This window comes from Streptomyces sp. NPDC051183 (assembly GCF_040682455.1).
Lineage (GTDB): Bacteria > Actinomycetota > Actinomycetes > Streptomycetales > Streptomycetaceae > Streptomyces.
Window position 1 is genome coordinate 36,112 of the sequence record NZ_JBFBBA010000032.1, and the last position, 21,744, is coordinate 57,855.

The following is a 21,744-nucleotide window of genomic DNA, read 5'->3' on the forward strand; positions in this document are numbered from 1 at the left end:
TCGGGCGCTCGGGGTCGCAGGGACCGGCTTCCCGGGGCTCAGCTCCAGGTGGCCGTGACCTTCTGCGTCTCCACGCGCATGCCGAGCGGGACGCGCCAGGACTCCACGCAGACCGTGTAGGTCTGCGTCTTCGTGGCGCCGCCCGCGATCGGCCCGGGCAGGGGCTGGGTCGTCGTGATGGTGGCCCAGTCGATGCCGAGGGCGCCGATGATGTGCGTCGCGAAGCCGACCGTGCCGGAACGCGCCGCCGTGGTACCGGTGTTGGTGAACGCCACCGTCACCTGCTCGCACCAGCGGTCGGCCGCCGGGGCGCGGGTCGGCGTGCTCAGCGTCAGCTTCGCCGGGGTGGCCGGCGGTGTGGTGCCGGGCTGGGACGGGCCCGTGCCCGGGCCCGTCGGCGCGGTGGGGGTACCGGGCGGCCTGGTGGTCGGCCCGACCCCGGGGGCGGCGGCGGGCGGGGCCGCGGAGCCGCCGGGTGCGGTGGACGTGGCTCCACCCTGGGCGGAGCTGCTGGGGGGCTGGGACCCCGGAGGCGTGGCCGACGTACTGGTGGAAGCGCTGGACGAGCCCGTCGCGGGCGCGCCGCCGAGCGGCTGGAACTCGACCCGGCCCTGCGGGGCGACGTTCTCCCCCGGGCTCCGTTCGGGACCGGGGGCCGCTGCGCCCACGGCCAGGTAGCCGTCGCGTGCCGGGCCGCCGCAGCCGGTGAGGGCAGCGGCAGCCGTGGCGCACAGGGTCAGGAGGGCGGCCGCGCGGGATGCCTTTCGCATCCCGGCAGTGTCACTGACGGTCCGTCAATTAGGAAGCCGCTGTGCGCGGTTACTCGCCGATCAGGCCGACGCGGAGTTGCGCGAGCGTACGGGTGAGCAGCCGGGAGACGTGCATCTGGGAGATGCCGACCTCTTCGCCGATCTGCGACTGCGTCATGTTCGCGAAGAACCGGAGCATGATGATCTGCCGTTCCCGGGGCGGGAGTTTGGCCAGCAGCGGCTTCAGCGACTCGCGGTACTCGACGCCTTCGAGCGCGGTGTCCTCGTACCCGAGGCGGTCCGCGAGCGAGCCCTCGCCGCCCTCGTCCTCGGGGGAGGGCGAGTCGAGCGAGGAGGCGGTGTAGGCGTTGCCCACGGCGAGGCCGTCGACGACGTCCTCCTCGGAGACCCCGAGCACGGCGGCGAGCTCCGGCACGGTCGGCGAGCGGTCCAGCTTCTGGGCCAGCTCGTCACTGGCCTTGGTGAGGGCGAGGCGCAGCTCCTGGAGGCGCCGCGGGACGCGGACGGACCAGGAGGTGTCCCGGAAGAACCGTTTGATCTCGCCGACGACCGTGGGCATCGCGAACGTCGGGAACTCCACGCCGCGTTCGCAGTCGAAGCGGTCGATGGCCTTGATCAGGCCGATCGTGCCGACCTGGACGATGTCCTCCATCGGCTCGTTGCGGCTGCGGAAGCGGGCCGCGGCGTACCGCACGAGGGGCAGGTTCAGTTCGATCAGCGTGTCGCGTACGTACGCCCGGTCGGGGCTGTCCGCGTCCAGGGCGGCGAGTCGCTGGAAGAGGGAGCGGGAGAGGGTGCGGGTGTCGATGGCTTCCGAGCGGTCAGACGCTACAGGCGCTGCCGGCGCTGTCGGCGCCGCGCTCTTGACGAGCGTGAGCACCTTGGAGCTGCCCTGGTCTACGGACATGCCACCCCCTTGAGGTCGCGGACGGTCGCGTACGGCGCGCCCGTCGGAGGAACGCAGCCTCCACCTGAATACCGGAGGCGGGGCTGCGGCAAACGCGGTTCCAGCAGAATGTCACATGTCGGCAACACGCTGTAGCGCCAAGTCGACATATATCTCCAGCGACAGAAAGGCTCGGGAGGAGATCAGCCCGTTCTGTCTGGAATCGCGTGGATGATCACCACTCGTTCCGGTTACGCCTCGATCCTGTTTGCGGATCTCAATCGGGCGAAACTCCGGGCGAGCAGCCGGGAGACGTGCATCTGCGAGACGCCGAGCTCCGCGCTGATCTGCGATTGCGTCAGATTGTTGTAGTACCGCAGGAGCAGGATCCGCTGTTCGCGCTCGGGCAGTTGTACGAGGAGATGCCGTACGAGGTCGCGGTGCTCGACCCCGGCGAGCTCGGGGTCCTCGTACCCGAGGCGGTCCAGCAGCCCGGGGAGTCCATCGCCCTCCTGGGCGGCCTCCAGCGAGGTTGCGTGGTAGCTCCGGCCGGCCTCGATGCAGGAGAGGACCTCGTCCTCGGTGATCCGCAGCCGCTCGGCGATCTCCGGGGTGGTCGGGGTGCGCCCGTGGAGGGTCGTGAGGTCCTCGGTGGCCGCGTTGACCTGTACCCACAGCTCGTGGAGGCGGCGCGGGACGTGGACGGTGCGGACGTTGTCGCGGAAGTACCGTTTGATCTCGCCGACGACCGTGGGCATCGCGAAGGTCGGGAACTGCACGCCGCGCTCGGGGTCGAAGCGGTCGATGGCGTTGATCAGGCCGATGGTGCCGACCTGGACCACGTCCTCCATCGGCTCGTTGCGGCTGCGGAAGCGGGCGGCCGCGTACCGGACGAGCGGGAGGTTGGCCTCGATGAGGGCCCCGCGCACCCGGGTGTGCTCGCTGGTGCCCGGCTGCAGGTCCTTCAGCTGCCCGAAGAGCACCTGGGTGAGGGCCCGGGTGTCCGCGCCCCGGCTCTGCGGCCTGGGGGCGGGCGGGGGCTCCTCGGCGGGCTCCTCGGCGGGCTCCTCGGCGGGTTTCCCGGCGGCTGCCGCGGCAGCCTCGGCGGGCTCCTGGGGCGACCCGGGCGGGGACTCCGGCGGGGAATCCCGGGGTGACTCCCGAGGCGACTCCGGGCGGGACTCCGGGCGGGACTCCTGCTGGGGCGGCACGTGGGTGTCGTGAGAGCCGTGGGTGTCGCGAGGGTCGTAGGAGCCGTGCGGGGCGTGGGTCTCCTGCTGAGGGTCCTGCTGGGGTGGCACCTGAGGCGCAGTACTGGCCGGCACTGTCACGCCACCCCTTCAAGTCGTCAACCATCCGTCAAAAGCGGTCATAGCATCACAAGACATGTGCACTGTGTGCAAGCACCGTATATCGCCGTGTTGAGGGCAAGTTGGGCATATCGGGGCATCGCGCCCTGGGGTGGGAATGCAAAAAGCCCCCCACCCGTCGGAGTGGGGGGCCGGGAAGTCCGGAAGCCGCTTCAGCGTACGGGTTCAGCGCACCAGTTCGGTCATGAACTCGCCGATGCCGTTGGCGGCGTCCGAAATCCCTTGGAAGCCTATTTGCACCATATCGGCGGCTTTGACGGGTTGGGTGATGATGACGAAGAGAACGAACACGACGAGGGCGCCCGTGATGATCTTCTTGGTGTCCACGTGCGGTGTCGGCCTCCCCAACCGGTCCTGCAAAGTCGGGTGAGTCTAACCGGTCAGGTTTGAACCCTCACCTGTCCTTTAAGGACCAATGACCCGGCACTCCAGGCCCTTTGCCGGTGGGGCCCGGGTCCGGGAAGGCGCAGGATTGGTGATGAGCCCACCGGTTCTGGCAGGAAATCGGTGGGTGAGGGACAGGACCTCACTGCGGGGTCCGAGCCGCAAGCTTCCCCCCTGACTGCGGCTCGGACTGGCAGGTTCCGTCCTCATCGGGGGAAGTGGCTTGTCCCCCCGATGCCACTTCCCCCGTCCCCACCGTCGAAGGTCCCGACTCCGGTCGGGGCCTTCTTCGTGTTCCGGGCCGTGTTCCGGATCGCTTCTCCGGCTGTCGTTCCCTCCGGGCGTTCGGCTATTCGATGCCGCCGGCCAGGTCGGTGAGGGGCTGTACGGGTGCGATCACGGGCGCGAGCTGGTTCGGCAGGTCCATCAGCTGGTTGAGCTGGTTGAGGCCGCCGCTGAGCTGTCCGCCGATCTCCTGGACGGAGGCCGGCTGGGCGCCCGCCGGCATTCCCGGGGCCGACGGCAGGTCCGGGAGGGTGAGCGGCGAGATCGGTGCGGCCGTGGCGGCCGGTGCGGCGAGGCCCGCGGCGGCCCCCGCGAGGGCGATGGCGGCGAGCATGCGCTGGGTCTTGGTCATGCCGTGTCAACGGCCGAGGCGGCGGCCGGTCACGCGGATGTCCCCTGGAGAGCAGACACGGGGCGGGGCGGGCGGGACCTGCGCGAACGCCGAGAGCCCCGACCCTTGCGGGGCGGGGCTCTCGATCAGAGCGGTAGCGGTGGGATTTGAACCCACGGATAGCTTGCACCATCACACGCTTTCGAGGCGTGCTCCTTCGGCCGCTCGGACACGCTACCGAGAGAGAGCTTAGCCCAAGGACCGCCCTGCGCTGAAATCCGTATCGCGCGGGACCGTCAGAGCTCGCGGAAGAAGTCCGTCAGCTGCCGCGCGCACTCCTGCTCCAGCACGCCCCGGATCACCTCCGGGCGGTGGTTGAGCCGCCGGTCGCGCACGAGGTCCCACAGCGACCCGGCCGCGCCCGCCTTCTCGTCGCCCGTGCCGAAGACGACCCGGGCCACCCGCGACTGCACGAGCGCGCCCGCGCACATCACGCACGGCTCCAGGGTCACCACGAGGGTGCACCCCGGCAGCCGCCATTCCCCGAGCTCGGCGGCCGCCCGGCGCAGCGCCAGTACCTCGGCGTGCGCCGTCGGGTCGCCGGTCGCCTCCCGCTCGTTGTACCCGGTGGCCAGGAGTTCCCCGGCCGGGCCGAGCACGACGGCGCCGACCGGCACGTCGCCGGCCGCCGCCGCCCGGGCGGCCTCCTTGAGCGCCAGGCGCATGGAGTCCCGCCACGGGTCCCGTACGGGATCGGGGTGCTGCGTGCCGATCACTAGCGGACGGCCTCCAGGACATCGGTGGCGCCGAGCGATTCGGCGATCTCCGAGAGCGCGTCCCCGTCCAGGGTCATCAGTTGTTTGTGGCTGACCCCGAGGTCGTCCAGGAGCCGGGGGTCGCCGAGCGGACCGGCGGGTACGGGTTCGGCGCCGGACCCGGCCTCCTCGTCCTCGTCGTCGTCTTCTTCGTCCGTGAACGAGGCGATGGGGGCGGCCTCGCCGTCCTCGGTGCCGTCGAGGTCCAGTTCGTCGAGTTCGTCGTCCTCCTCGTCGCTGCCCAGCAGCTCGTCGGTCAGCATCGAGCCGTAGGAGCTGCGGGAGGCCGCGGAGGCGTTGGAGACGAAGTACCGCGGGTCCTCCTCGCCGTCCACACGGACGACGCCGAACCAGGCGTCCTCCTGTTCGATGAGGGCGACCACCGTGTCGTCGTCGACAGCGGCGGCGCGGGCGAGATCGATCAGATCACTCAGAGACTCGACATCGTCGAGTTCCATGTCGCTCGCTTCCCACCCGTCTTCGGTGCGCGCGAGCAGTGCGGCGAAATACACCGTGACTCTCCCACTGGTCATAGGCGTGCCGGTTGGAGGTCCCCCCGGCCGGAGGTTGGGGGGTGGAACGGCCGTCGTGCTCGCCGTTTCGTGCCCCGCCCAATCGGCATCGTGGCAGAAACAGCGGCTTTGCGAGAGGTCTTCCGCGCTTGCGTCGTGCCGTGCCGTGCGCTGCGCGGGCCGTACGGGCGCCGCTCGGGGGCCCGCCGGACGCCGGTGATCCGGTTGCGCGGCGGCCGTGTCGCGCCCCGGCGGGCGGTGCGGGGCCGCCGGTCACCAGCGGAAGGTGCGCATCCGCATTTGCTGGCGCATCCGGGCCGCGCGGGCACGTCGGGGCTGCACCCGGTCGCGCAGTTCCCGGGCCTCCAAAAGATCGCGCAGGAACTGCGCGCGCCGCGCTCTGCGCTGCGCCGCGGTCTCCGGCGCTTCGTACTGGTTGCTCTCACTCGGCTGCATGTCGGGCATCGGCCACCACCCCGGCTGGTCCGGTCGTCCTCCTCCGCCGGCGCGAAGCAGACCCCCTCACCCCACCTTCCCCCGGACGGCCCGATTGATGCCACCCAGGACCAGGTCAGGGCCCGTCCTCGTGCAGCGTGGGCACGACGGCCACGGGCCCGTGCGCGTGCTGGAGCAGCGCGTGCGCCACCGAGCCGATCAGCAGCGACCGGACGTGCCGGCGCGGATGGTGGCGGCCCACCACGACCAGTGCCGCCGACCGGGAGGCGGTGACGAGCCGTCCCGCCGCGTCCCCGGGTACGGCGGCCTGCTCCACGGGCACGTCCGGGTAGCGGGCGCGCAGCGGGGCCAGCCGCTCGGTCTGGGAGCGCAGCATCTCCCGCTCGGCCGGTACGCCGTCGTCCCCGCCGTCGGCGAGGCCCTCGGGCGGGATCACCACGAACGGGGCGTCGACGACCATCGTGGGAGCCGGCGGGACGGCGTACGCCGAGACCACCTGGACGGTGGTCCCCCGTGCGGCCGCCTCCGCGAACGCGAAGTCCAGTACGTCGTCGGGCGTCTCCGAGGCGTGCAGCCCGAGGACCACCCGCCCGGCCGACGCCTCGGCGGCGGCCTCCACGGTGCGTCCCTCGTGCGGGACCACCACGACCGGGCAGGCGGCGCTGGTGGCCAGTGCACGGCTGTTCGAGCCGAGCAGCAGGGCGGCGAACCCGCCGCGGCCCCGGGAGCCCATCACGAGCATCCGGGCATCGGCGCCGACGGCCCGCAGCGCTTCCGGCACGGAGCCCTCCAGCGACTCGTACCGCACATCGGCCGGCGCGTCGGGGGCCGCGCCGAGGAGGGCCCGGACGCGCTCGCTCACCGGGTCGGAGAGCTCCTCCGGCTCGGAGGCGTCATGCAGCGCGGAGCGGCGTGCCGCGTACAACTGGACGCTGTCGGGCAGCACATGGGCGACGAGCAGTCCGGTGCCGTGCCGGAGCGCCGCGGCCCTCGCCCACTCCAGGGCCTTGAGGCTGTGTTCGGATCCGTCGACGGCCGCGACCACCAGTCCGTTGCTCATCAACCCAGCCTGCTGGGCGCCCGGGCGGGTCGCATCTCCAGGGCTTTCCGGGCGTGCCCGCCCCTTCGGGCACGAAGGGGCGGGCACAGCGCGTAGCCTTTTGGGTGTGGGTCGCGTGTTTGCGGCCGTTTTTGCAGGTAGCGGGGTCGCTGGTCGCAGGTCGAAACCCGGCAGCTGAGTCTTGGAGGAAGTTGTGCGTTTGCAGGTCGTCGATCACCCCTTGGTGGCGCACAAACTCACCACCCTGCGCGACAAGCGCACCGACTCCCCCACCTTCCGGCGCCTCGCCGACGAGCTGGTGACCCTGCTCGCGTACGAGGCCACCCGGGACGTGCGCACGGAGCAGGCCGACATCGTGACCCCGGTCGGCCCGACCACCGGCGTCAAGCTCTCCTACCCGCGCCCGCTGGTCGTGCCGATCCTGCGCGCCGGTCTCGGCATGCTGGACGGCATGGTGCGACTGCTGCCGACCGCCGAGGTGGGCTTCCTGGGCATGGTCCGCAACGAGGAGACCCTTGAGGCCTCCACGTACGCGACGCGCATGCCGGAGGACCTCTCGGGCCGCCAGGTCTACGTCGTGGACCCCATGCTCGCCACCGGCGGCACGCTGGTCGCGGCCATCCAGGAGCTGATCAAGCGCGGCGCGGACGACGTGACCGCCGTGGTGCTGCTGGCCGCGCCCGAGGGCGTCGAGGTCATGGAGCGCGAACTGGCGGGCACGCCGGTGACGGTGGTGACGGCCGCGGTGGACGAGCGGCTCAACGAGCACGGCTACATCGTGCCGGGCCTGGGCGACGCGGGCGACCGCATGTACGGCTCCGCGGAGTAACCCCGTACGAGGGGGGCCTCGGCCGAGGTGGCTCGGCCGAGGCGGCTCAGCACTTCTTGGCGGGCGCGGGCGCGGGGTTGGCCAGCAGGGCCAGCGCCTTGTCCGCGTCCTCCTTCGTCGTGAGCTCCTTGAAGGCGTTGCCGAGGATCAGGTCGATGTCCGCGGTCTCGCGGGCATCGGTCTGGTGCGTGGACCCGGCCAGGTTGACGCCGAGTACGGAGAAGGCCGCCTGGTCGGTCTTGGGCGAGCCGACCAGTATCCCGGCGCCCGGCACCTTCTTGTCGAAGTCGGCGGGGGCGTTGCCGACCTCGCCGATGGTGAACCCGCGCTTCTTCAGCTCGTCGCCGACCGCCTTGGCGAGGCCCGCGCGCGGGGTCGCGTTGTAGACGTTGACCGTGATCTGGCCGGGCTGGGGGAGCGCGACGGCCGGTTTGGCCGAGGCGGCGGGTCCGGAGCCGGCCTTGGGCGCCGGGGTGGCGCAGTCCTTCGCGGCCGCGGAGGCGTTCCGTTTGCCGTCGTCACCGCGGAACACGCCGATGAGCTGCACGGCCCCGTAGCCGAGAAGGGCGAGCCCGAGGAGCGATCCGAGCACGGCGAGGACGATCCGGCGGCGGCGTCGCGGGCGCGCCATGCGGGGGTAAGCCGCTCCCGTGACGCGGTACTTTCCGCCCATGCCGGGGGGAGTGAGCATGCTCATGAGCGCAGCGTAATGCCGCCCGCTGCCGATGCCCACTGAATCATCTGTTGATAGGGCAAGGCTGACCCGAAAGGCGCAACCGGGACGCAACCGGCGCCCGGGGGGCCCGGTGTCAGCCCATTTCGAGGACGCGCGCGTGCAGTACCTGGCGCTGCTGGAGGGCCGCGCGGACGGCGCGGTGCAGCCCGTCCTCCAGGTAGAGGTCGCCCTGCCACTTGACGACATGGGCGAAGAGGTCGCCGTAGAAGGTGGAGTCCTCGGCGAGCAGCGTCTCGAGGTCCAGCTGGCCCTTGGTCGTCACCAGCTGGTCGAGCCGGACCGGGCGCGGCGCGACATCCGCCCACTGCCGGGTGGTTTCCCTGCCGTGGTCGGGGTACGGCCGCCCGTTTCCGATGCGCTTGAAGATCACACGGAAAGCCTACCGGGCCGGTGCCTGCGGGCGCAGCCTCGCAATGTTGGTGCAAAAGTGGCAAATAGCGCCAATTCGGGAGTGATGTATGAGCGAGAGCACCGACCCGGCCGGGCAGATCGCCGCCGGGTACGCCTTTACCGGACCCGCGCTCGACCTGGGGGCCCTGCTCTGGGACGGGGCCTGTCTGCCGGAGCGGCAGATCCGCATCCCGCTGTCGATGCTCAACCGGCACGGGCTGGTCGCGGGAGCCACCGGCACCGGAAAGACCAAGACCCTCCAGCTCATCGCCGAGCAGTTGTCGGCGGGCGGCGTCCCTGTCTTCCTCGCGGACATCAAGGGCGACGTCTCGGGGATCTCGGCGCCGGGCACGGCCAACGAGAAGATCGAGGAGCGGGCCAAGGACGTCGCCCAGGAATGGGAGGCGACCGCCTGTCCAAGCGAGTTCTATTCGCTGGGCGGGATCGGGCCGGGCATTCCGCTGCGCGCCACCGTCACCAGTTTCGGCCCCGTGCTGATGTCGAAGGTGCTCCAGCTCAACCAGACGCAGGAGCAGTCCCTCGGCCTGATCTTCCACTACGCCGATTCCAAGGGCCTGGAGCTCATCGACCTCAAGGACCTGCGGGCGGTCGTCGCCTTCCTCGTCTCCGACAAGGGGAAGGCCGAGCTCAAGGGCATCGGCGGACTGTCCACGGTGACCGCCGGCGTGATCCTTCGGGCGCTGACCGCCTTCGAGCAGCAGGGCGCCGCCGAATTCTTCGGCGAGCCGGAGTTCGACACCAGCGAATTCCTCCGTACGGCCGCGGACGGGCGGGGACTGGTCTCCGTACTGGAACTGGCGGCCGTCCAGGACAAACCGCAGCTCTTCTCGACCTTCCTCATGTGGCTGCTGGCCGACCTCTACACCGACCTGCCGGAAGTCGGGGACCTGGACCGGCCCAAGCTGGTCTTCTTCTTCGACGAGGCGCACCTGCTCTTCAACGGCGCCTCGAAGGCCTTCCTGGAATCCATCACCCAGACCGTCCGGCTGATCCGGTCCAAGGGCATCGGCGTCTTCTTCGTCACCCAGACCCCGAAGGACGTACCGGCGGACGTGCTGGCCCAGCTCGGCAACCGGGTGCAGCACGCGCTGCGCGCCTTCACCCCGGACGACGCGAAGGCGCTGAAGGCCACCGTGAAGACCTTCCCCAACTCCGAGTACGACCTGGAGGAACTGCTCACCCAGCTGGGCACCGGCGAGGCGGTGATCACGGTGCTCAGCGAGAAGGGCGCGCCGACGCCGGTCGCGGCGACCAGGCTGCGCGCGCCGCAGTCGCTGATGGGGCCGATCGATGCGGCCGCACTGGACGGCGCGGTGAAGGGCTCGCTGCTGTACTCGCGCTACGCGGAGCCGGTCGACCGGGAGTCGGCGTACGAGAAGATCAGCGCCGAGCAGGCCGCCGCGGAGGCCGAGGCGGAGGCGGCCGCGGCCGCTGCCGAGGCGGAGAAGCAGGCGAAGGAGGCGCAGAAGGCCGCGCGCAACGCGCCGAAGCCGGACCCCTCGCTGGCGGAGCAGGTGGTGGGGAGCGGGCTGTTCCGCTCGCTGGCCCGCTCGATCGGCACTCAGCTGGGCCGGGAGATCTCGCGGTCGATCTTCGGGACGGCACGCCGTCGGAGGTGACTCGCGTCCCGCACGAACAACCTCCGCGATTGCGGCAACCGGGTGACGGCGGGTGCTCCGTCGCTGACAGACTCGGCGCATGCGGACCGAACTCACCGACACCACGTCCAGCAAGGTCAACCTCGCCCTGCTCGAAGCCCGCCGGGCCATCGGCAGCCCCACCATGGGGCTCGTACTGAACCTCGTCGTGGTCACCGACGAGGAGAACGCCTACGACGCCGTCCGCGCGGCCTCCGAGACCTCGCGCGAGCACCCGTGCCGCATCATCGCGGTGATCAAGCGCACCGCGCGGGGCCCGCTCAAGCTCCGCCAGTCCCGCCTCGACGCGGAGCTGCGGGTCGGCTCGGACGCCGGGACCGGGGAGATCGTGATCCTGCGCCTGCACGGGGCGCTCACCGGGCAGGCGGGCTCCGTGGTGCTCCCGCTGCTGGTGCCCGACGCGCCGGTGGTGGCCTGGTGGCCGGCCGACGCCCCCGAGGACCCGGCGCGGGACCAGCTCGGGGCGCTCGCGCAGCGCCGGATCACGGACGCGGAGTGGGCCCCCGACCCGGTCGCGATCCTCGACACGCGGGCCGCGGCCTACGCCCCCGGTGACACCGACCTCGCCTGGACCCGGCTCACGCCGTGGCGCTCGCTGCTGGCCGCGGCCCTGGACCAGAAGCCGCTCCCGGTGACGGGCGCGGCGGTCGAGAGCGAGCCCGGCAACGCGAGCGCCGAACTGCTGGCGCGCTGGCTGGAGGACCGCCTGGGGGTGCCCGTGGCCCGGGTGGCGACCGAGGGGCCGGTCATCACGCGGGTCCGGCTGGACACCACGGGCGGGGAGATACGGGTGGACCGCCCGGACGGGGTCCTGGCCACCCTGGTCCTGCCGGGCAGCCCCGACCGCAAGGTGGCCCTGAAGATCCGCAGCAGTGCCGAGCTCATCGCGGAGGAGCTGCGCAGGCTCGACGCCGACGAGACCTACGCCTCGGCGCTGCGCAGGCGCCCGGCCCAGGCGTCGCTCTCCGCGTAGTGGTTGTCGTAGGTGGGCTGGCTGTCGATGATGTCCTGGACGGTGGCCTCGCCCGCGCGCACCCGGCCCAGCAGGCGGTAGTAGTCGAAGCGCGCCATGCCCGGGGTGAACCCGACGAGCACCTCGGCGGTGCTGTCCGCGGCGGGCGCGAAGGCGTGCTTCACGCCGGGCGGGACGGAGAGGAAGTCGCCCTTCGTCAGGGTGTGTATCTCGTCCCCGACGAGCACGTCGAGGCGGCCCTCGGTGACGTGGAAGAACTCGGTGGCCTTGGTGTGGAAGTGCACCGGGGCGCCGGCCGCGCCCGCCTCGAAGCTCGCGGTGTTGCAGGTGAGCTCGGGGGTGTCGGTGAGCAGGGTGATCACGCTGCCCGGGCCGTCGGAGATGGTCTCGGCCGTCGCCGAGCGGGTCAGGTTAACAGTCGTTTCCGTCATAGAAATGATCTTACAGTCAGGGTCTGACAACCGCCGGGGCCGCGACCCCGCCCCCGTGCGTCAACTCGGCTACTGAGCTGCCTTCTTCGCCTTGGCGGCGGCCTTCATCTCCTGCTTGTGCGCCCGCACCTTGGCCAGGGACTCGGGACCCGTGATGTCGGCCGCCGAGCGGTAGACGTTCGCCGGCCCGTAGCCCCCGGCGGCCTCGCGCCAGCCCTTGGGCCGGACGCCGAGCCGCTTGCCCAGCAGCGCCAGGAAGATCTGGGCCTTCTGCTCGCCGAAGCCGGGCAGCGCCTTCAGCCGGGACAGCAGCTCGGCGCCGGTGCCGGCATCCGCCCACAGAGCCGCGGCGTCCCCGTCGTAGTGCTCCACCAGGTACGCGCACAGCTGCTGCACCCGCTTCGCCATCGAACCGGGGTAGCGGTGCACGGCCGGCTTCTGCGAGAGCAGCGCCGCGAAGGCCTCCGGGTCGTACGCGGCGATGGCGTGGGCGTCGAGGTCGTCCGCGCCGAGCCGCCGGGCGATCGTGTAGGGCCCGGAGAACGCCCACTCCATCGGCACCTGCTGGTCGAGCAGCATCCCGACCAGCGCGGCGAGCGGGCTGCGGCCGAGCAGCTCGTCGGCCTCCGGCTGCTGGGCCAGCCGGATGGTGATGTCCTTGTCCATGCCTCCAGCGTCCCGCGGGGCGGCGCTCCCCGCGCGGTCGGCGCACCGCGCGCCTAGCGTGGGAGCGACACGTACGACACGTACGACAGGCATGTGCACACGACACGGGAGTCGATCGATCATGGCTGAGTTCAAGGAAGGCGCGCCCTGCTGGCTGGACGCGATGTTCTCCGACCTGGAGGGCGCCAAGGCCTTCTACGGCGATGTGCTGGGCTGGACCTTCGGAGAGGCGTCGACCGAGTACGGCAACTACACGCAGGCCTACTCCGACGGCAAGGCCGTGGCCGCCGTGGTCCCGCCGATGCCCGGGGGCGAGGCGCCTTCGCAGTGGTGTCTGTACTTCGCCTCGCCCGACGCGGCGGCCACCGCCGAGAAGGTCAAGGCCGCGGGCGGCGAGCTCCTGATGGAGCCGATGCAGGTGGGCAGCTTCGGCACGATGCTGATCGCGAAGGAGCCGAGCGGCGCGGTCTTCGGCGTCTGGCAGCCGGGCGACCACAAGGGCTTCGAGAAGATGGGCGAGCCGGGCTCGTACGCGTGGGCCGAGGTCTTCACCCGGGAGCCCGACAAGGCGGACGGCTTCCTGTCGAAGGTCTTCCCGTACGGAGCCCAGCAGATGGAGGCCGGCGACGACCACGGGACGGCCGACATGGACTTCAAGGTCTTCAGCGTGGGCGGCAAGGACAACCCGGTGCTCGGCCGGATGAAGATGGGCGACGAGTTCCCGCCGGAGCTCCCCTCCTATGTCCAGGTCTACTTCGCGGTCCCGAACTGCGACGAGGCGGTCGCGAAGACCAAGGCCCTCGGCGGCAAGCTGCACTTCGGCCCGATGGACAGCCCGTTCGGCCGCTTCGCGGCGGTGGCGGACCCCCAGGGCGCGGTCTTCGCGGTGATCGACATGTCGACAACGGTCGGTGAGATGCCGAGCATGTCGGACGCGTGACCCGATACCCGGTGCCACGCCTCCGTTGGCGCTCCCGCTGATTCCGGGCGAACGTGGGGGCGTGGTCACACAGGTGCGGTCCGGCGTCCCGTCCCGGCCGGAGGAGGGCGGCCGGGCCGCCTTCGCGCGCCACCTCGGACCGAACTGGTACGCCTCGGTGATGGGCACCGCCATCGTCGCCAACGCGGGCGCCGGCCTTCCGCTGTCCTTTCCGGGCCTGCGCACGTTCTGCCTGCTCTTCTGGGCGCTGTCCCTGGTGATGCTCGCCGTACTGCTCACCGCCCGTGCGGCGCACTGGATCCACCACCGCGACCAGGCCCGCGCCCATCTGCTCGACCCCGCGACGGCCCCGTTCTACGGGTGCCTGGCCATGGCACTGCTGGCGGTCGGCGGCGGCACGATGCTGGTCGGCAAGGACTGGATCGGCCTCCGCGCCGCCGTCGCCGTGGACGCGGTGCTGTTCACGGCCGGCACGGTCGTCGGGCTGGGGGCCGCGGTCGCGATCCCGTACCTCATGGCCGCCCGGCACGGCCTGCGGCCCGGCAGCGCCTCACCCGTCTGGCTGCTGCCGATCGTCGCGCCCATGGTCTCCGCGGCGCTCGGCCCCCTGCTGCTGCCGCACCTGCCGGCCGGGCAGTGGCAGGAGGCCCTGCTGCTCGGCTGCTACGGCATGTTCGGGCTGAGCCTGCTGGCGACGCTGGTGCTGCTGCCCGTCGTCTTCGCGCGGCTGCTGACGGGACCGCGCCTGCCGCTGTTCCTGGTGCCGACGCTGTTCCTCGTACTCGGGCCGCTCGGGCAGTCCGTGACCGCGGCCAACAAGTTCGCCGACGTCGCGCCCCATGTGGTCCAGGACCCGTACGCGCAGGGGTTCGGAATGCTCGCGGTGCTCTACGGAGTCCCGGTGACGGGCTTCGCGCTGCTGTGGCTCGCCCTCGCGAGCGCGGCCGTGCTGCGCGCCCGGCGGCAGGGGATGGGCTTCGCCATGACGTGGTGGGCCTTCACCTTCCCCGTCGGGACCTGCGTGACCGGCGCGGAAGGGCTGGCCCGGCACACGGGACTGCACGCCTTCGAGTGGCTGACCGTCGCCCTGTACGCGTTCCTGCTCGCGGCCTGGGCCGTGACGGCCTGCCTCACCCTGCGCGGACTCCTGCGCGGGACCCTGCTGCCCCGCACGACCTAGCGCCGTCCGGCCCCGATCCGCTTGCGGAACACCCGGCACGTCCACGCCTGGTACGCGATCACCACCGGGGCCGCGAAGGCCGCCACCCGGAGGAGCGCCGGGTGCAGGGAGCAGAACACCGTTCCCGTCACGGCGGCGATGACCAGCCCGGACAGCGCGAACGCCCAGCCCTCGCGGTGGTCGTCGCCCAGCTCGGAGACGACGACGAGCGCGAACGCGACGACGGACGCCGTGACGGCAACGGGTATGCCGCCGGTGCGCACCAGCAGCCAGTACACGGAGAACAGGGCCAGCGCGGCGCTCGTGACGCCGGCCCGGCGGGCCGCGCTGCGGGCCCTGGCCCGCAGCGCGCCCCGGGTGCGCAGCGCCGCGAACAGGGCGCCGTGGAGGGTGAACAGGGCCACCGAGGCCAGGCCGCCGAAGGCGGCGTCCGGATTCGCGAGGAGCAGCGCGCCGCCGGTGACGGTGCCGTCCGGCCCGACGGGCACGCCGCGCACCACGGTCGCGAAGAGCGCGCCCCACAGGAAGGCGCAGGTCAGCGAGGACCAGAAGACCGACCGGTCGCAGGCGCGCCGCCAGCGTTCGTCATCCCGCCCGGCCCGGTGTCCGAGGGCCGCGCCGCGCACGACGAGGCAGGCCGCGACGGCCAGGACCGGCAGGCGGAAGCCGCTGGACAGCGCGGCGTACCGGCCGGGGAAGGCGGCGAAGGTGGCGCCGACGGCGGTCAGCATCCAGACCGTGTTGCCGTTCCGCACGGGGCCGAGGGTGGCCAGCAGGACCCCGCGCTCCTCGCTGTCGCGGGCGAGGAGCCCGCTGAGGATGCCGATGCCGAAGGCGGAGCCTTCGAGGAGGAAGTAGCCGGTCCACAGGAAGGCGGTGAGCGCGAACCAGAGGTCGTCGAGGTGCACGGGGCCGGTCCTCGTCAGCGGGCGGGGGCCGCTGTGGGAGCCGCCGCGGGAGCCGTCACAGGAGCTGCTGCGGGTGCCAGGAACAGGGTCCCGCTCAGGGCACCCCGGGCGGTGCGTACGGCGGTCACGGCCCAGGCGGCGAGCAGCAGTGCGTACAGGGCGACCGCGGCCCAGGTGAACACCTCGGCGCCGGTGCGCGCGGCGAGGCCGGTGGTTCCGGTGACGCAGGTGCCGACGGGGAAGGTGAAGCCCCACCAGGTCAGGTTGAAGGGAAGCCCGGTGCGGCGGGCGGTCCGTACGGTGACGGCGAGGGCGAGCGCCAGCCACAGCATGGCGAACCCCCAGGTCACCACGCCGAAGACGAGTGCGAACACCTGCATGCCCTGGGCGTAGGGGCCGGGCAGCGCCGAGGGCGCGGCGTTCGCCAGCAGTCCGGCCGCGGTGACCGACTGGCCGAGGGGGCCCAGCACGATCCACAGGGTGGGGACGGAGCCGGCCGCGGGCATGTCGTGGTGCACCAGCCGCGAGTAGATCATGTTGATGATCACGAACGCGGCGATCAGGCTGATGCCGAACATCGCCACGCACGCCAGCATCATCGTCAGCCGCAGCTGTCCGGCGGGAGTGTGCGCGATGAGCAGCCCGCCCATCGCGGCCGAGACCATCGGGGGCACGACAGGCATCAGCCAGCCGCCGAACGCCGCGTCGGGAGCCATCCGGTGACGGGTGATCATGCGGTACGGAACGGTGAACGCGACCAGCAGGCCGAGCGCCGTACCGGCCAGCCACAGCACCCAGTCGACGGCCACCGCGGCGCCCTGGCCGATGACGTCGCGGCCCAGCAGCAGGGTGCCCGCGCCGATGGTCATCAGGGCCATCGGCGGGGCGCCGTAGAACTGCGACATCACGGGGTGGGCGCAGTGCCCGCGGACGGCGTCCCGGTGGCGTACCCACTGCACGGCCCAGGCGACGGTCAGCGCGGCCAGCAGCAGGGCGGCGACGGCCCACACGACGGTGGCGGCGGTACGCAGCCCGGGGAACCGCAGGGGCAGGGTGGCGGCCGCGTTGGCGACGATGCCGGTACCCATCACCGAGGCGAACCAGTTGGGGCCCAGGTGGGCGAGGGAGGGACCTGCGCCGCCGCCCGGCCGCGCGGCGGCACAGGCCGGGGCAGGTGCGGCGGGACGCATGGCGGGGACGGCGGTACGGGACGCGGTGGTGCTGCTCATGCACCCACGCTCCGGCGGGCACGCCGCCGCGGGTAGCGGCAACGGATCGATGGGTCCATAGAATTGTTCTATGCGCCTCTCCCCGCGGGTCCCCGACCTCTCCGCCCTCGACCTGCTCCTCAGCGTCATCGAGCTGGGCAGCATGGGCCGGGCGGCCGAGGCGCACGGCATCAGCCAGCCCTCGGCCAGCTCCCGGATCCGCTACCTGGAGAAGCTGGTCGGCGTGCCCGTGCTGGAGCGCACCACCCTCGGTTCCAGGCCCACCGAGGCCGGGGCGCTGATCGCCGAGTGGGCGCAGACCGTGCTGGCGGCTGCGCAGCAACTGGACGCGGGCATCGACACGCTGCGCGCCCGGCGCCACTCCCACCTGAACGTGGCCGCGAGCCAGACCATCGCCGAGTACCTCTTCCCCGAGTGGCTGGTGGCCCTGCGCACGCACGCGCCCGCCACCGCCATCGCGCTCCAGTCCGGGAACTCGGCCGATGTGGCGCGGGCCGTCCTGGAGGGCCGTGCCGAGATCGGCTTCATCGAGGGCCCGAGGGCGCCGAAGGGGCTGCAGAGCCGGCTGGTCGCGCGGGACCGGCTCGTCGTCGTGGTGGCCCCGGGCCACCCGTGGGCGCGGCGCACCGCGGTCGCGCTCGACGAGCTCGCCGGTACGCCGCTCATCCAACGGGAGTCCGGCTCGGGGACCCGTATGGCCTTCGAGCAGGCCGTGGCCGCCCGGCTGCCCGGCTGGGAGCCGAGCGCCCTGCTGGAGCTGTCCTCGACCACCGCGATCAAGCGGGCGGCGGCCTCGGGGGTGGGGCCGGCGGTGGTCAGCTCGCTCGCGGTGGAGGCGGAGCTGGCGGCCGGGACCCTGAAGTCGCCCCCGGTGGCGGGACTGGAGCTGGAGCGCTCGCTGCGCGCGGTCTGGCCGGCCGGCCAGAGCCTGACAGGCCCGGCCCGGGACCTGTGCGCCATCGCCCGGCGGCCATAGAACGGCCCTATGGATCCATTGATCCGCTGGCGCTACCGGCGCGAGGTGAACCGGCCGAGAGTGAAGGCAAGAGCCTTCCGATGAAGCAGGGACACCATGTACACCATCCTCTTCCTCTTGATCTCCATATGCGTATGGGCGGTGCTGCGCGACTGGTCGCGCGGGGCGCGACTGCTGCTGTGGGCGGGAACCCTGGTCGTCACGACCCTCGCGTTCCTCCCCCACCTCGACCGCGCCTTCAACCTGAGCTTCTGAGGAGGACCCGAAATGACCACCGCCACCACCCCTGTCGCCGTCCCCGCCACCGCCTCCCGCCCCGCCCGGCTGTCGAACCGCCTCGGCCTCTGGTTCGCCCACGCCTACGTCCTCGGCATGTGCGCCACCATCGGCGGCGCCTACGTCTTCCAGTTCGGGCTGTGGGAGTACCCCTGCCCCATGTGCCTGCTCCAGCGCATGTTCATGCTGCTCAGCGCCATCGGCCCGGCCGTGATCATCGCCCGCTCCCGCAAGGGTTCGGTGACCACCGGCGAGTTCGCCTCCGGCTGGGGCATCGCCATCGTCTCCGCGCTGATCGGCAGCACCGTCTCCGGTGCCCAGGTGCTGATGCACATCGTGCCCCCGGACCCCGGCTACGCCGGCGCCCTGTTCGGCCTGCACCTCTACACCTGGGCCGCCATCACCTTCCTGACCGCCGTCCTCGCCGCCGCCGTCAACCTGGTCCTGACCCAGGTGGCCCAGCCCCTGGACGCCGCACGGACCTCCCCCGCCCTGCGCCGGGCGGCCACCGTCACCCTGGCCGTCCTGGCCTTCGTCGCGGTCAGCAACCTGGTCGCCTGCTTCTTCCTCCAGGGCTTCCACTGGCAGATGCCCGGCGACCCCACCGGCTACCAGTTCTTCGCGGACCTCTTCTGACCCCGCCACCCCGGCCCCGCCAGGGCAACGCAGAAGGCCCCGACCGGCTTTCCGGTCGGGGCCTTCAAGTGCCCGGTGAGGCACTGGCGGAGGATACGAGATTCGAACTCGTGAGGGGTTGCCCCCAACACGCTTCCCAAATGTTCGTTCGGGTGTCCGGCTGGGGTCGTATGTGTCCTGACCTGCGGCGGAGCGGGTGAGATGGTCGCGTCCGAACACCCCCGGACGGGGGTGAATGAGACCAGAACTGAGACCGCGGCGTCCGCTGCCGATCTCCGTCACGATCCCGTTCTGAGCCCAAGCCCATACCCACATGGGGCGAAGTCCTGGCAGAGGATTCCGGTGCGGGCCGGTGTCGTGCGGCCATTACGCTGCCCGCATGGGGAGTAACGGGGGACATCCGCGCACTTTCCTACTGGCTACCGGAGTTGCCTTCCAGCCTTGATGACTGGCAGATGGAAGCGATCGTGCGTGAAGAGGCCGCGCCGACCTGGCAGGAGCGCCACGTCAGGCTGGTTGCGCAGGGAGCCCGACGTTTCGTCGATGGAATCACCGAAGGTGATTTCGTGGTCGCAGTCAAGGCAGGCTTGGCCGTACACATCGGCATGGTGCAGGGGCCCGCCTACTACGAGGGCGCTCCGGGTAGTGCCTTCGCCAATCGACGCCCCGTGACCTGGATCCGGGGTGACTGGCGGATACCGTACGACACCCTGCCCGACTGGGTGCGACAAGAGTGTGCGGCGTATGGGTACCGGCCGCCAGTCAATCTGTCTGACGGGGCGGCGGAGTACTTCCGGGCTCGGCTCATCCCTCTCCTCTCACCTTCGGCTCCCCCAGGGGTTGCGCGTCCCCGGCGTGCCGATGAGTACGCGGCGCTGTGCCAGGGGATCGTGACGACCGAGCCGAGGAAGCGTGAGGAGGTACTGGAGCGGGACGGCACGGCTTGGTACCGGGACCGGAGGGCGGTCAAGGCAGTGCTCAGACGCAGCAAAGGACGCTGCGAGAGCAAGCTCTGCGGCGGGATGCCGAACGATGTCACACCCAAGGGCAAGCCGATTCTGGAGGTCGACCACATCGATGAGCTGTCACGTGGCGGCATGGACCACCCTAAGAATATGATCGCTCTGTGTCTCAAACTGCCATGCCATGAAGACGCGCGGCAGCCGGGCCGATGAACTACGCGAGCACTTCCGGGACGTAGCCACGAAGGCTCACAAGAAGATGCTGCGCAAGGCCAGGCAGCCGACCGGGTCAGCCTGAGGTGGGTCGTCGCTACCGGGCTCGCGAGTTCGTACACGACGAGGTCTGATTCGGCATTGTTGATGCCGGTCAGCGGGGTGCTGGCGTATATCAGGCCTGGTTGTAGAGGGTCGCCAGGTCGATCAGCCGGATGTCCGGGGCCGCCGCCGCTGTAGCGTGCGCCTTGTCGTTGAATCCGGCCCCGCTGAAGCACAAGAGCTGTGTATTCGTGGTGTCGCATCGGCCTGCCTGAGCGATGAGGCCGCGGATGTGCCGGAGACGTTCGATGTGGGCAGCGCCCATGGTGTCGTTCCACTTGGCCTCTCCGATGGCCAGCAGTGGTGGCTTGGCGCCGTCTGCGATTCCGATGACTGCCACGTCGACCTCGTGGCCGGTACGGGCCTTGGGGTCGTGAACGACACCGTGTCCGACGCGGGCCGGCAGACCGCCGAGCAGTTCGGGGTCGGCGTGATGCAGGGCCCAGTCCCGGCAGACCTGCTCGAAGTGGGGCCCGAGAACGTTGCTGACGAAGCGGCGACGGCTGGCTTGCCAGACCCGTGCCGCGCTGCCGGGGCGTTCGAGCTGGTCCCAGACCGGTCGCATGATCGCGTGGTAGAAGCCGATCAGCGGTTCGGCGATGCGGTAGGTGGGACGGTTGTCGCGGAAGGCGTCCGCGTCCCTGTGCAGCAGGCCCGCGTCTTCGAGGACGTTGATGGGATGGGCGATGTCGGTGGCCTTGCGTTCCAGGTAGCCGGCCATGCCCCCGCGCGTGGCGTTGCCGTCGGCGACGGCGGCTAGGACGGACAGGTACAGGGCGGTGTCGCGGAGGTCGGGTTCTTCGGCCAGGAGGTAGCGGGCCTCGCGGAAGAGGGGGGTTTCGGGATTGAGGACGGTGCGGACGACCCAGTCGTCGAAGTCTCCCGGACCCTTTGGCGTGTCACCGCGTGCGAATTCGCGCCGATAGGCCGGGGTGCCGCCCACGATCGCGTTGACCTTCATGGCCAAGTGTGGGTCGGTGATGCCCCAGAACTCGGCGGCGAGGCGGTGGTCCAGGGGGCGGACGACCAGCTCCAGCCCGGCCCGTCCGCGCAGTGGGGCGTTACCTGAGAGCAGTTTGCCCATGAAGGACAGCGCCGAGCCGCACAGCAGCAGCCGAGTACGGGAGCCGGTGCGCTGGTCACGCAGGGGCCGCAACGCCTCCTGGATGATCGAAGGCAGCTCGGGGTTGGCCTTGGCGAGGTACGGAAACTCGTCGATCACCACGGGGACGGGCCGCTCGGAGCCGAGGGCGAGCAGTGCGTCGACGGCCTCTGCCCAGTTGGCGAAGTGGAACGGGCTGGCAGGACGGACGTGGGCGGTCAGCGCCGAGCTGATCCGCCGTAGCGACTCGGCATCGGCGGCCTCGGTCGCACCGAAATAGAACCCTCCGGCGGCTCGGCAGGCGGCATCCAGCAGGAACGTCTTGCCCTGCCGGCGACGCCCGGAGACCACCCCCAGGGTCGCTCCTGGCTGAGGGTCGGTGATGAACCGGCCCAGCGCCGACCACTCGTAATCCCGGTCGAACATCTCGGCAGGCTTGTCCACGAGGTGCTCCAGATATAGAAGTACGCCTACATAAAATATACTCCTAGTTCTTAGCCTGCCGTTCCCGGCTACTCCATGGCGATAAATGTCGTGAATGTCGCAAATGGATGAGACCAAAACTGAGACCACAGCATGCCGAAGACCCCGGCCGCTGAGGCGGTCCGGGGTCTTCGTTTGCCCTGGTGGGCGAGTGCGGAGGATAC

25 protein-coding genes and 1 tRNA gene are annotated in these 21,744 nt (G+C 71.2%); 9 read left to right on the forward strand and 17 right to left on the reverse strand.

Translation table 11 applies throughout. The features are described 5' to 3' along the window. Positions 1-38 precede the first annotated feature (38 nt). From AB0M99_RS26030 to AB0M99_RS26075, 10 genes are all read right to left on the reverse strand, one after another. Positions 39-770, reverse strand: a complete 732-nt coding sequence (locus AB0M99_RS26030; RefSeq protein ID WP_365924408.1) for a hypothetical protein — start codon at positions 768-770, stop codon at positions 39-41. 49 nt (positions 771-819) lie between these two features. Beyond that, positions 820-1,677: an RNA polymerase sigma factor SigF gene (locus tag AB0M99_RS26035; RefSeq protein ID WP_365924410.1), complete on the reverse strand. Its 858-nt coding sequence runs from the start codon at positions 1,675-1,677 to the stop codon at positions 820-822. Between the two features lie 230 nt (positions 1,678-1,907). Further along, positions 1,908-2,867 carry an RNA polymerase sigma factor SigF gene (locus tag AB0M99_RS26040; protein ID WP_365924539.1) on the reverse strand — a complete coding sequence of 320 codons (960 nt, stop codon included), beginning with the start codon at positions 2,865-2,867 and terminating at the stop codon, positions 1,908-1,910. A 324-nt stretch (positions 2,868-3,191) separates the two neighbouring features. Then, entirely contained in the window at positions 3,192-3,353 is a 162-nt protein-coding gene (locus AB0M99_RS26045) for a hypothetical protein (RefSeq protein ID WP_365924412.1), read from the reverse strand. A gap of 406 nt (positions 3,354-3,759) precedes the next feature. After that, positions 3,760-4,047: a hypothetical protein gene (locus AB0M99_RS26050; RefSeq protein ID WP_365924414.1), complete on the reverse strand. Its 288-nt coding sequence runs from the start codon at positions 4,045-4,047 to the stop codon at positions 3,760-3,762. Positions 4,048-4,178: 131 nt separating this feature from the next. Further along, a tRNA-Ser gene (locus AB0M99_RS26055) sits at positions 4,179-4,265 on the reverse strand. 57 nt (positions 4,266-4,322) lie between these two features. After that, positions 4,323-4,751 carry a tRNA adenosine(34) deaminase TadA gene (tadA, locus tag AB0M99_RS26060; RefSeq protein ID WP_365924541.1) on the reverse strand — a complete coding sequence of 143 codons (429 nt, stop codon included), beginning with the start codon at positions 4,749-4,751 and terminating at the stop codon, positions 4,323-4,325. 50 nt (positions 4,752-4,801) lie between these two features. Next, the gene (locus tag AB0M99_RS26065; RefSeq protein WP_365924416.1) at positions 4,802-5,353 is read right to left on the reverse strand and encodes a hypothetical protein; all 552 of its coding nucleotides are present in this window, start codon (positions 5,351-5,353) and stop codon (positions 4,802-4,804) included. A 273-nt stretch (positions 5,354-5,626) separates the two neighbouring features. Continuing rightward, positions 5,627-5,818 (reverse strand): hypothetical protein, encoded by a 192-nt coding sequence (locus tag AB0M99_RS26070; protein WP_365924418.1) that lies wholly within the window; start codon positions 5,816-5,818, stop codon positions 5,627-5,629. Between the two features lie 106 nt (positions 5,819-5,924). Continuing rightward, positions 5,925-6,869, reverse strand: a complete 945-nt coding sequence (locus AB0M99_RS26075) for a universal stress protein (protein WP_365924420.1) — start codon at positions 6,867-6,869, stop codon at positions 5,925-5,927. Positions 6,870-7,062: 193 nt separating this feature from the next. On the opposite strand from AB0M99_RS26075, the gene upp reads away from it, so the two are divergent. Then, the gene (upp, locus tag AB0M99_RS26080; protein ID WP_365924422.1) at positions 7,063-7,698 is read left to right on the forward strand and encodes a uracil phosphoribosyltransferase; all 636 of its coding nucleotides are present in this window, start codon (positions 7,063-7,065) and stop codon (positions 7,696-7,698) included. 46 nt (positions 7,699-7,744) lie between these two features. Here upp and AB0M99_RS26085 read toward each other — a convergent pair whose 3' ends face one another. After that, entirely contained in the window at positions 7,745-8,395 is a 651-nt protein-coding gene (locus AB0M99_RS26085; protein ID WP_365924424.1) for a LytR C-terminal domain-containing protein, read from the reverse strand. A 112-nt stretch (positions 8,396-8,507) separates the two neighbouring features. Further along, on the reverse strand, positions 8,508-8,804 hold the full coding sequence (locus tag AB0M99_RS26090) for a type II toxin-antitoxin system VapB family antitoxin (RefSeq protein ID WP_365924426.1): 297 nt from the start codon (positions 8,802-8,804) through the stop codon (positions 8,508-8,510). A gap of 88 nt (positions 8,805-8,892) precedes the next feature. Here AB0M99_RS26090 and AB0M99_RS26095 point away from each other — a divergent pair, with 88 nt between their 5' ends. Both AB0M99_RS26095 and opcA read left to right on the forward strand, forming a co-directional pair. Next, complete coding sequence (locus tag AB0M99_RS26095; RefSeq protein WP_365924428.1) at positions 8,893-10,464, forward strand: helicase HerA-like domain-containing protein; 1,572 nt, start codon at positions 8,893-8,895, stop codon at positions 10,462-10,464. Positions 10,465-10,543: 79 nt separating this feature from the next. Next, a complete protein-coding gene (opcA, locus tag AB0M99_RS26100; protein WP_365924430.1) occupies positions 10,544-11,476 on the forward strand; it encodes a glucose-6-phosphate dehydrogenase assembly protein OpcA in 933 nt (310 codons plus the stop codon). Here opcA and AB0M99_RS26105 read toward each other — a convergent pair. Together AB0M99_RS26105 and AB0M99_RS26110 are read right to left on the reverse strand one after the other, a co-directional pair. Continuing rightward, positions 11,425-11,907 carry a cupin domain-containing protein gene (locus AB0M99_RS26105; RefSeq protein WP_365924432.1) on the reverse strand — a complete coding sequence of 161 codons (483 nt, stop codon included), beginning with the start codon at positions 11,905-11,907 and terminating at the stop codon, positions 11,425-11,427. The genes opcA and AB0M99_RS26105 overlap by 52 nt on opposite strands. A 69-nt stretch (positions 11,908-11,976) precedes the next feature. After that, positions 11,977-12,573: an HhH-GPD-type base excision DNA repair protein gene (locus AB0M99_RS26110; RefSeq protein WP_365924433.1), complete on the reverse strand. Its 597-nt coding sequence runs from the start codon at positions 12,571-12,573 to the stop codon at positions 11,977-11,979. Between the two features lie 121 nt (positions 12,574-12,694). On the opposite strand from AB0M99_RS26110, the gene AB0M99_RS26115 reads away from it, so the two are divergent. Together AB0M99_RS26115 and AB0M99_RS26120 are read left to right on the forward strand one after the other, a co-directional pair. Next, entirely contained in the window at positions 12,695-13,513 is an 819-nt protein-coding gene (locus AB0M99_RS26115) for a VOC family protein (protein ID WP_365924435.1), read from the forward strand. Positions 13,514-13,586: 73 nt separating this feature from the next. Further along, on the forward strand, positions 13,587-14,693 hold the full coding sequence (locus tag AB0M99_RS26120) for a TDT family transporter (protein WP_365924543.1): 1,107 nt from the start codon (positions 13,587-13,589) through the stop codon (positions 14,691-14,693). Here AB0M99_RS26120 and cydB read toward each other — a convergent pair. Next, complete coding sequence (gene cydB, locus AB0M99_RS26125) at positions 14,690-15,601, reverse strand: cytochrome d ubiquinol oxidase subunit II (protein ID WP_365924437.1); 912 nt, start codon at positions 15,599-15,601, stop codon at positions 14,690-14,692. The genes AB0M99_RS26120 and cydB overlap by 4 nt on opposite strands. Positions 15,602-15,615: 14 nt before the next feature. Then, positions 15,616-16,830 (reverse strand): TDT family transporter, encoded by a 1,215-nt coding sequence (locus AB0M99_RS26130; RefSeq protein ID WP_365924439.1) that lies wholly within the window; start codon positions 16,828-16,830, stop codon positions 15,616-15,618. A gap of 70 nt (positions 16,831-16,900) precedes the next feature. On the opposite strand from AB0M99_RS26130, the gene AB0M99_RS26135 reads away from it, so the two are divergent. The 4 genes from AB0M99_RS26135 (at position 16,901) to AB0M99_RS26150 (ending at position 19,893) form a co-directional block, all read left to right on the forward strand. After that, a complete protein-coding gene (locus AB0M99_RS26135) occupies positions 16,901-17,806 on the forward strand; it encodes a LysR family transcriptional regulator (protein WP_365924441.1) in 906 nt (301 codons plus the stop codon). Between the two features lie 96 nt (positions 17,807-17,902). Then, complete coding sequence (locus AB0M99_RS26140) at positions 17,903-18,061, forward strand: hypothetical protein (protein WP_365924443.1); 159 nt, start codon at positions 17,903-17,905, stop codon at positions 18,059-18,061. 12 nt (positions 18,062-18,073) lie between these two features. Beyond that, positions 18,074-18,718 carry a disulfide bond formation protein B gene (locus AB0M99_RS26145; protein ID WP_365924445.1) on the forward strand — a complete coding sequence of 215 codons (645 nt, stop codon included), beginning with the start codon at positions 18,074-18,076 and terminating at the stop codon, positions 18,716-18,718. 455 nt (positions 18,719-19,173) lie between these two features. Then, positions 19,174-19,893: an HNH endonuclease signature motif containing protein gene (locus tag AB0M99_RS26150; RefSeq protein ID WP_365924447.1), complete on the forward strand. Its 720-nt coding sequence runs from the start codon at positions 19,174-19,176 to the stop codon at positions 19,891-19,893. Between the two features lie 175 nt (positions 19,894-20,068). Here AB0M99_RS26150 and AB0M99_RS26155 read toward each other — a convergent pair whose 3' ends face one another. Then, positions 20,069-21,541 carry an ATP-binding protein gene (locus AB0M99_RS26155; RefSeq protein ID WP_365924449.1) on the reverse strand — a complete coding sequence of 491 codons (1,473 nt, stop codon included), beginning with the start codon at positions 21,539-21,541 and terminating at the stop codon, positions 20,069-20,071. Positions 21,542-21,744: the final 203 nt, after the last annotated feature.

Coding starts and splice junctions, on each gene's coding strand:
- AB0M99_RS26070 (WP_365924418.1), bottom strand. CDS start 5,818: ATGCCCGACATGCAGCCGAGTGAGAGCAACCAGTACGAAGCGCCGGAG.
- AB0M99_RS26050 (WP_365924414.1), bottom strand. CDS start 4,047: ATGACCAAGACCCAGCGCATGCTCGCCGCCATCGCCCTCGCGGGGGCC.
- AB0M99_RS26140 (WP_365924443.1), top strand. CDS start 17,903: ATGTACACCATCCTCTTCCTCTTGATCTCCATATGCGTATGGGCGGTG.
- AB0M99_RS26135 (WP_365924441.1), top strand. CDS start 16,901: ATGCGCCTCTCCCCGCGGGTCCCCGACCTCTCCGCCCTCGACCTGCTC.
- tadA (WP_365924541.1), bottom strand. CDS start 4,751: ATGCGCCTGGCGCTCAAGGAGGCCGCCCGGGCGGCGGCGGCCGGCGAC.
- AB0M99_RS26145 (WP_365924445.1), top strand. CDS start 18,074: ATGACCACCGCCACCACCCCTGTCGCCGTCCCCGCCACCGCCTCCCGC.
- AB0M99_RS26130 (WP_365924439.1), bottom strand. CDS start 16,830: ATGAGCAGCACCACCGCGTCCCGTACCGCCGTCCCCGCCATGCGTCCC.
- AB0M99_RS26110 (WP_365924433.1), bottom strand. CDS start 12,573: ATGGACAAGGACATCACCATCCGGCTGGCCCAGCAGCCGGAGGCCGAC.
- AB0M99_RS26095 (WP_365924428.1), top strand. CDS start 8,893: ATGAGCGAGAGCACCGACCCGGCCGGGCAGATCGCCGCCGGGTACGCC.
- AB0M99_RS26075 (WP_365924420.1), bottom strand. CDS start 6,869: ATGAGCAACGGACTGGTGGTCGCGGCCGTCGACGGATCCGAACACAGC.
- AB0M99_RS26085 (WP_365924424.1), bottom strand. CDS start 8,395: ATGAGCATGCTCACTCCCCCCGGCATGGGCGGAAAGTACCGCGTCACG.
- opcA (WP_365924430.1), top strand. CDS start 10,544: ATGCGGACCGAACTCACCGACACCACGTCCAGCAAGGTCAACCTCGCC.
- AB0M99_RS26035 (WP_365924410.1), bottom strand. CDS start 1,677: ATGTCCGTAGACCAGGGCAGCTCCAAGGTGCTCACGCTCGTCAAGAGC.
- AB0M99_RS26105 (WP_365924432.1), bottom strand. CDS start 11,907: ATGACGGAAACGACTGTTAACCTGACCCGCTCGGCGACGGCCGAGACC.
- AB0M99_RS26030 (WP_365924408.1), bottom strand. CDS start 770: ATGCGAAAGGCATCCCGCGCGGCCGCCCTCCTGACCCTGTGCGCCACG.
- AB0M99_RS26150 (WP_365924447.1), top strand. CDS start 19,174: ATGGAAGCGATCGTGCGTGAAGAGGCCGCGCCGACCTGGCAGGAGCGC.
- AB0M99_RS26115 (WP_365924435.1), top strand. CDS start 12,695: ATGGCTGAGTTCAAGGAAGGCGCGCCCTGCTGGCTGGACGCGATGTTC.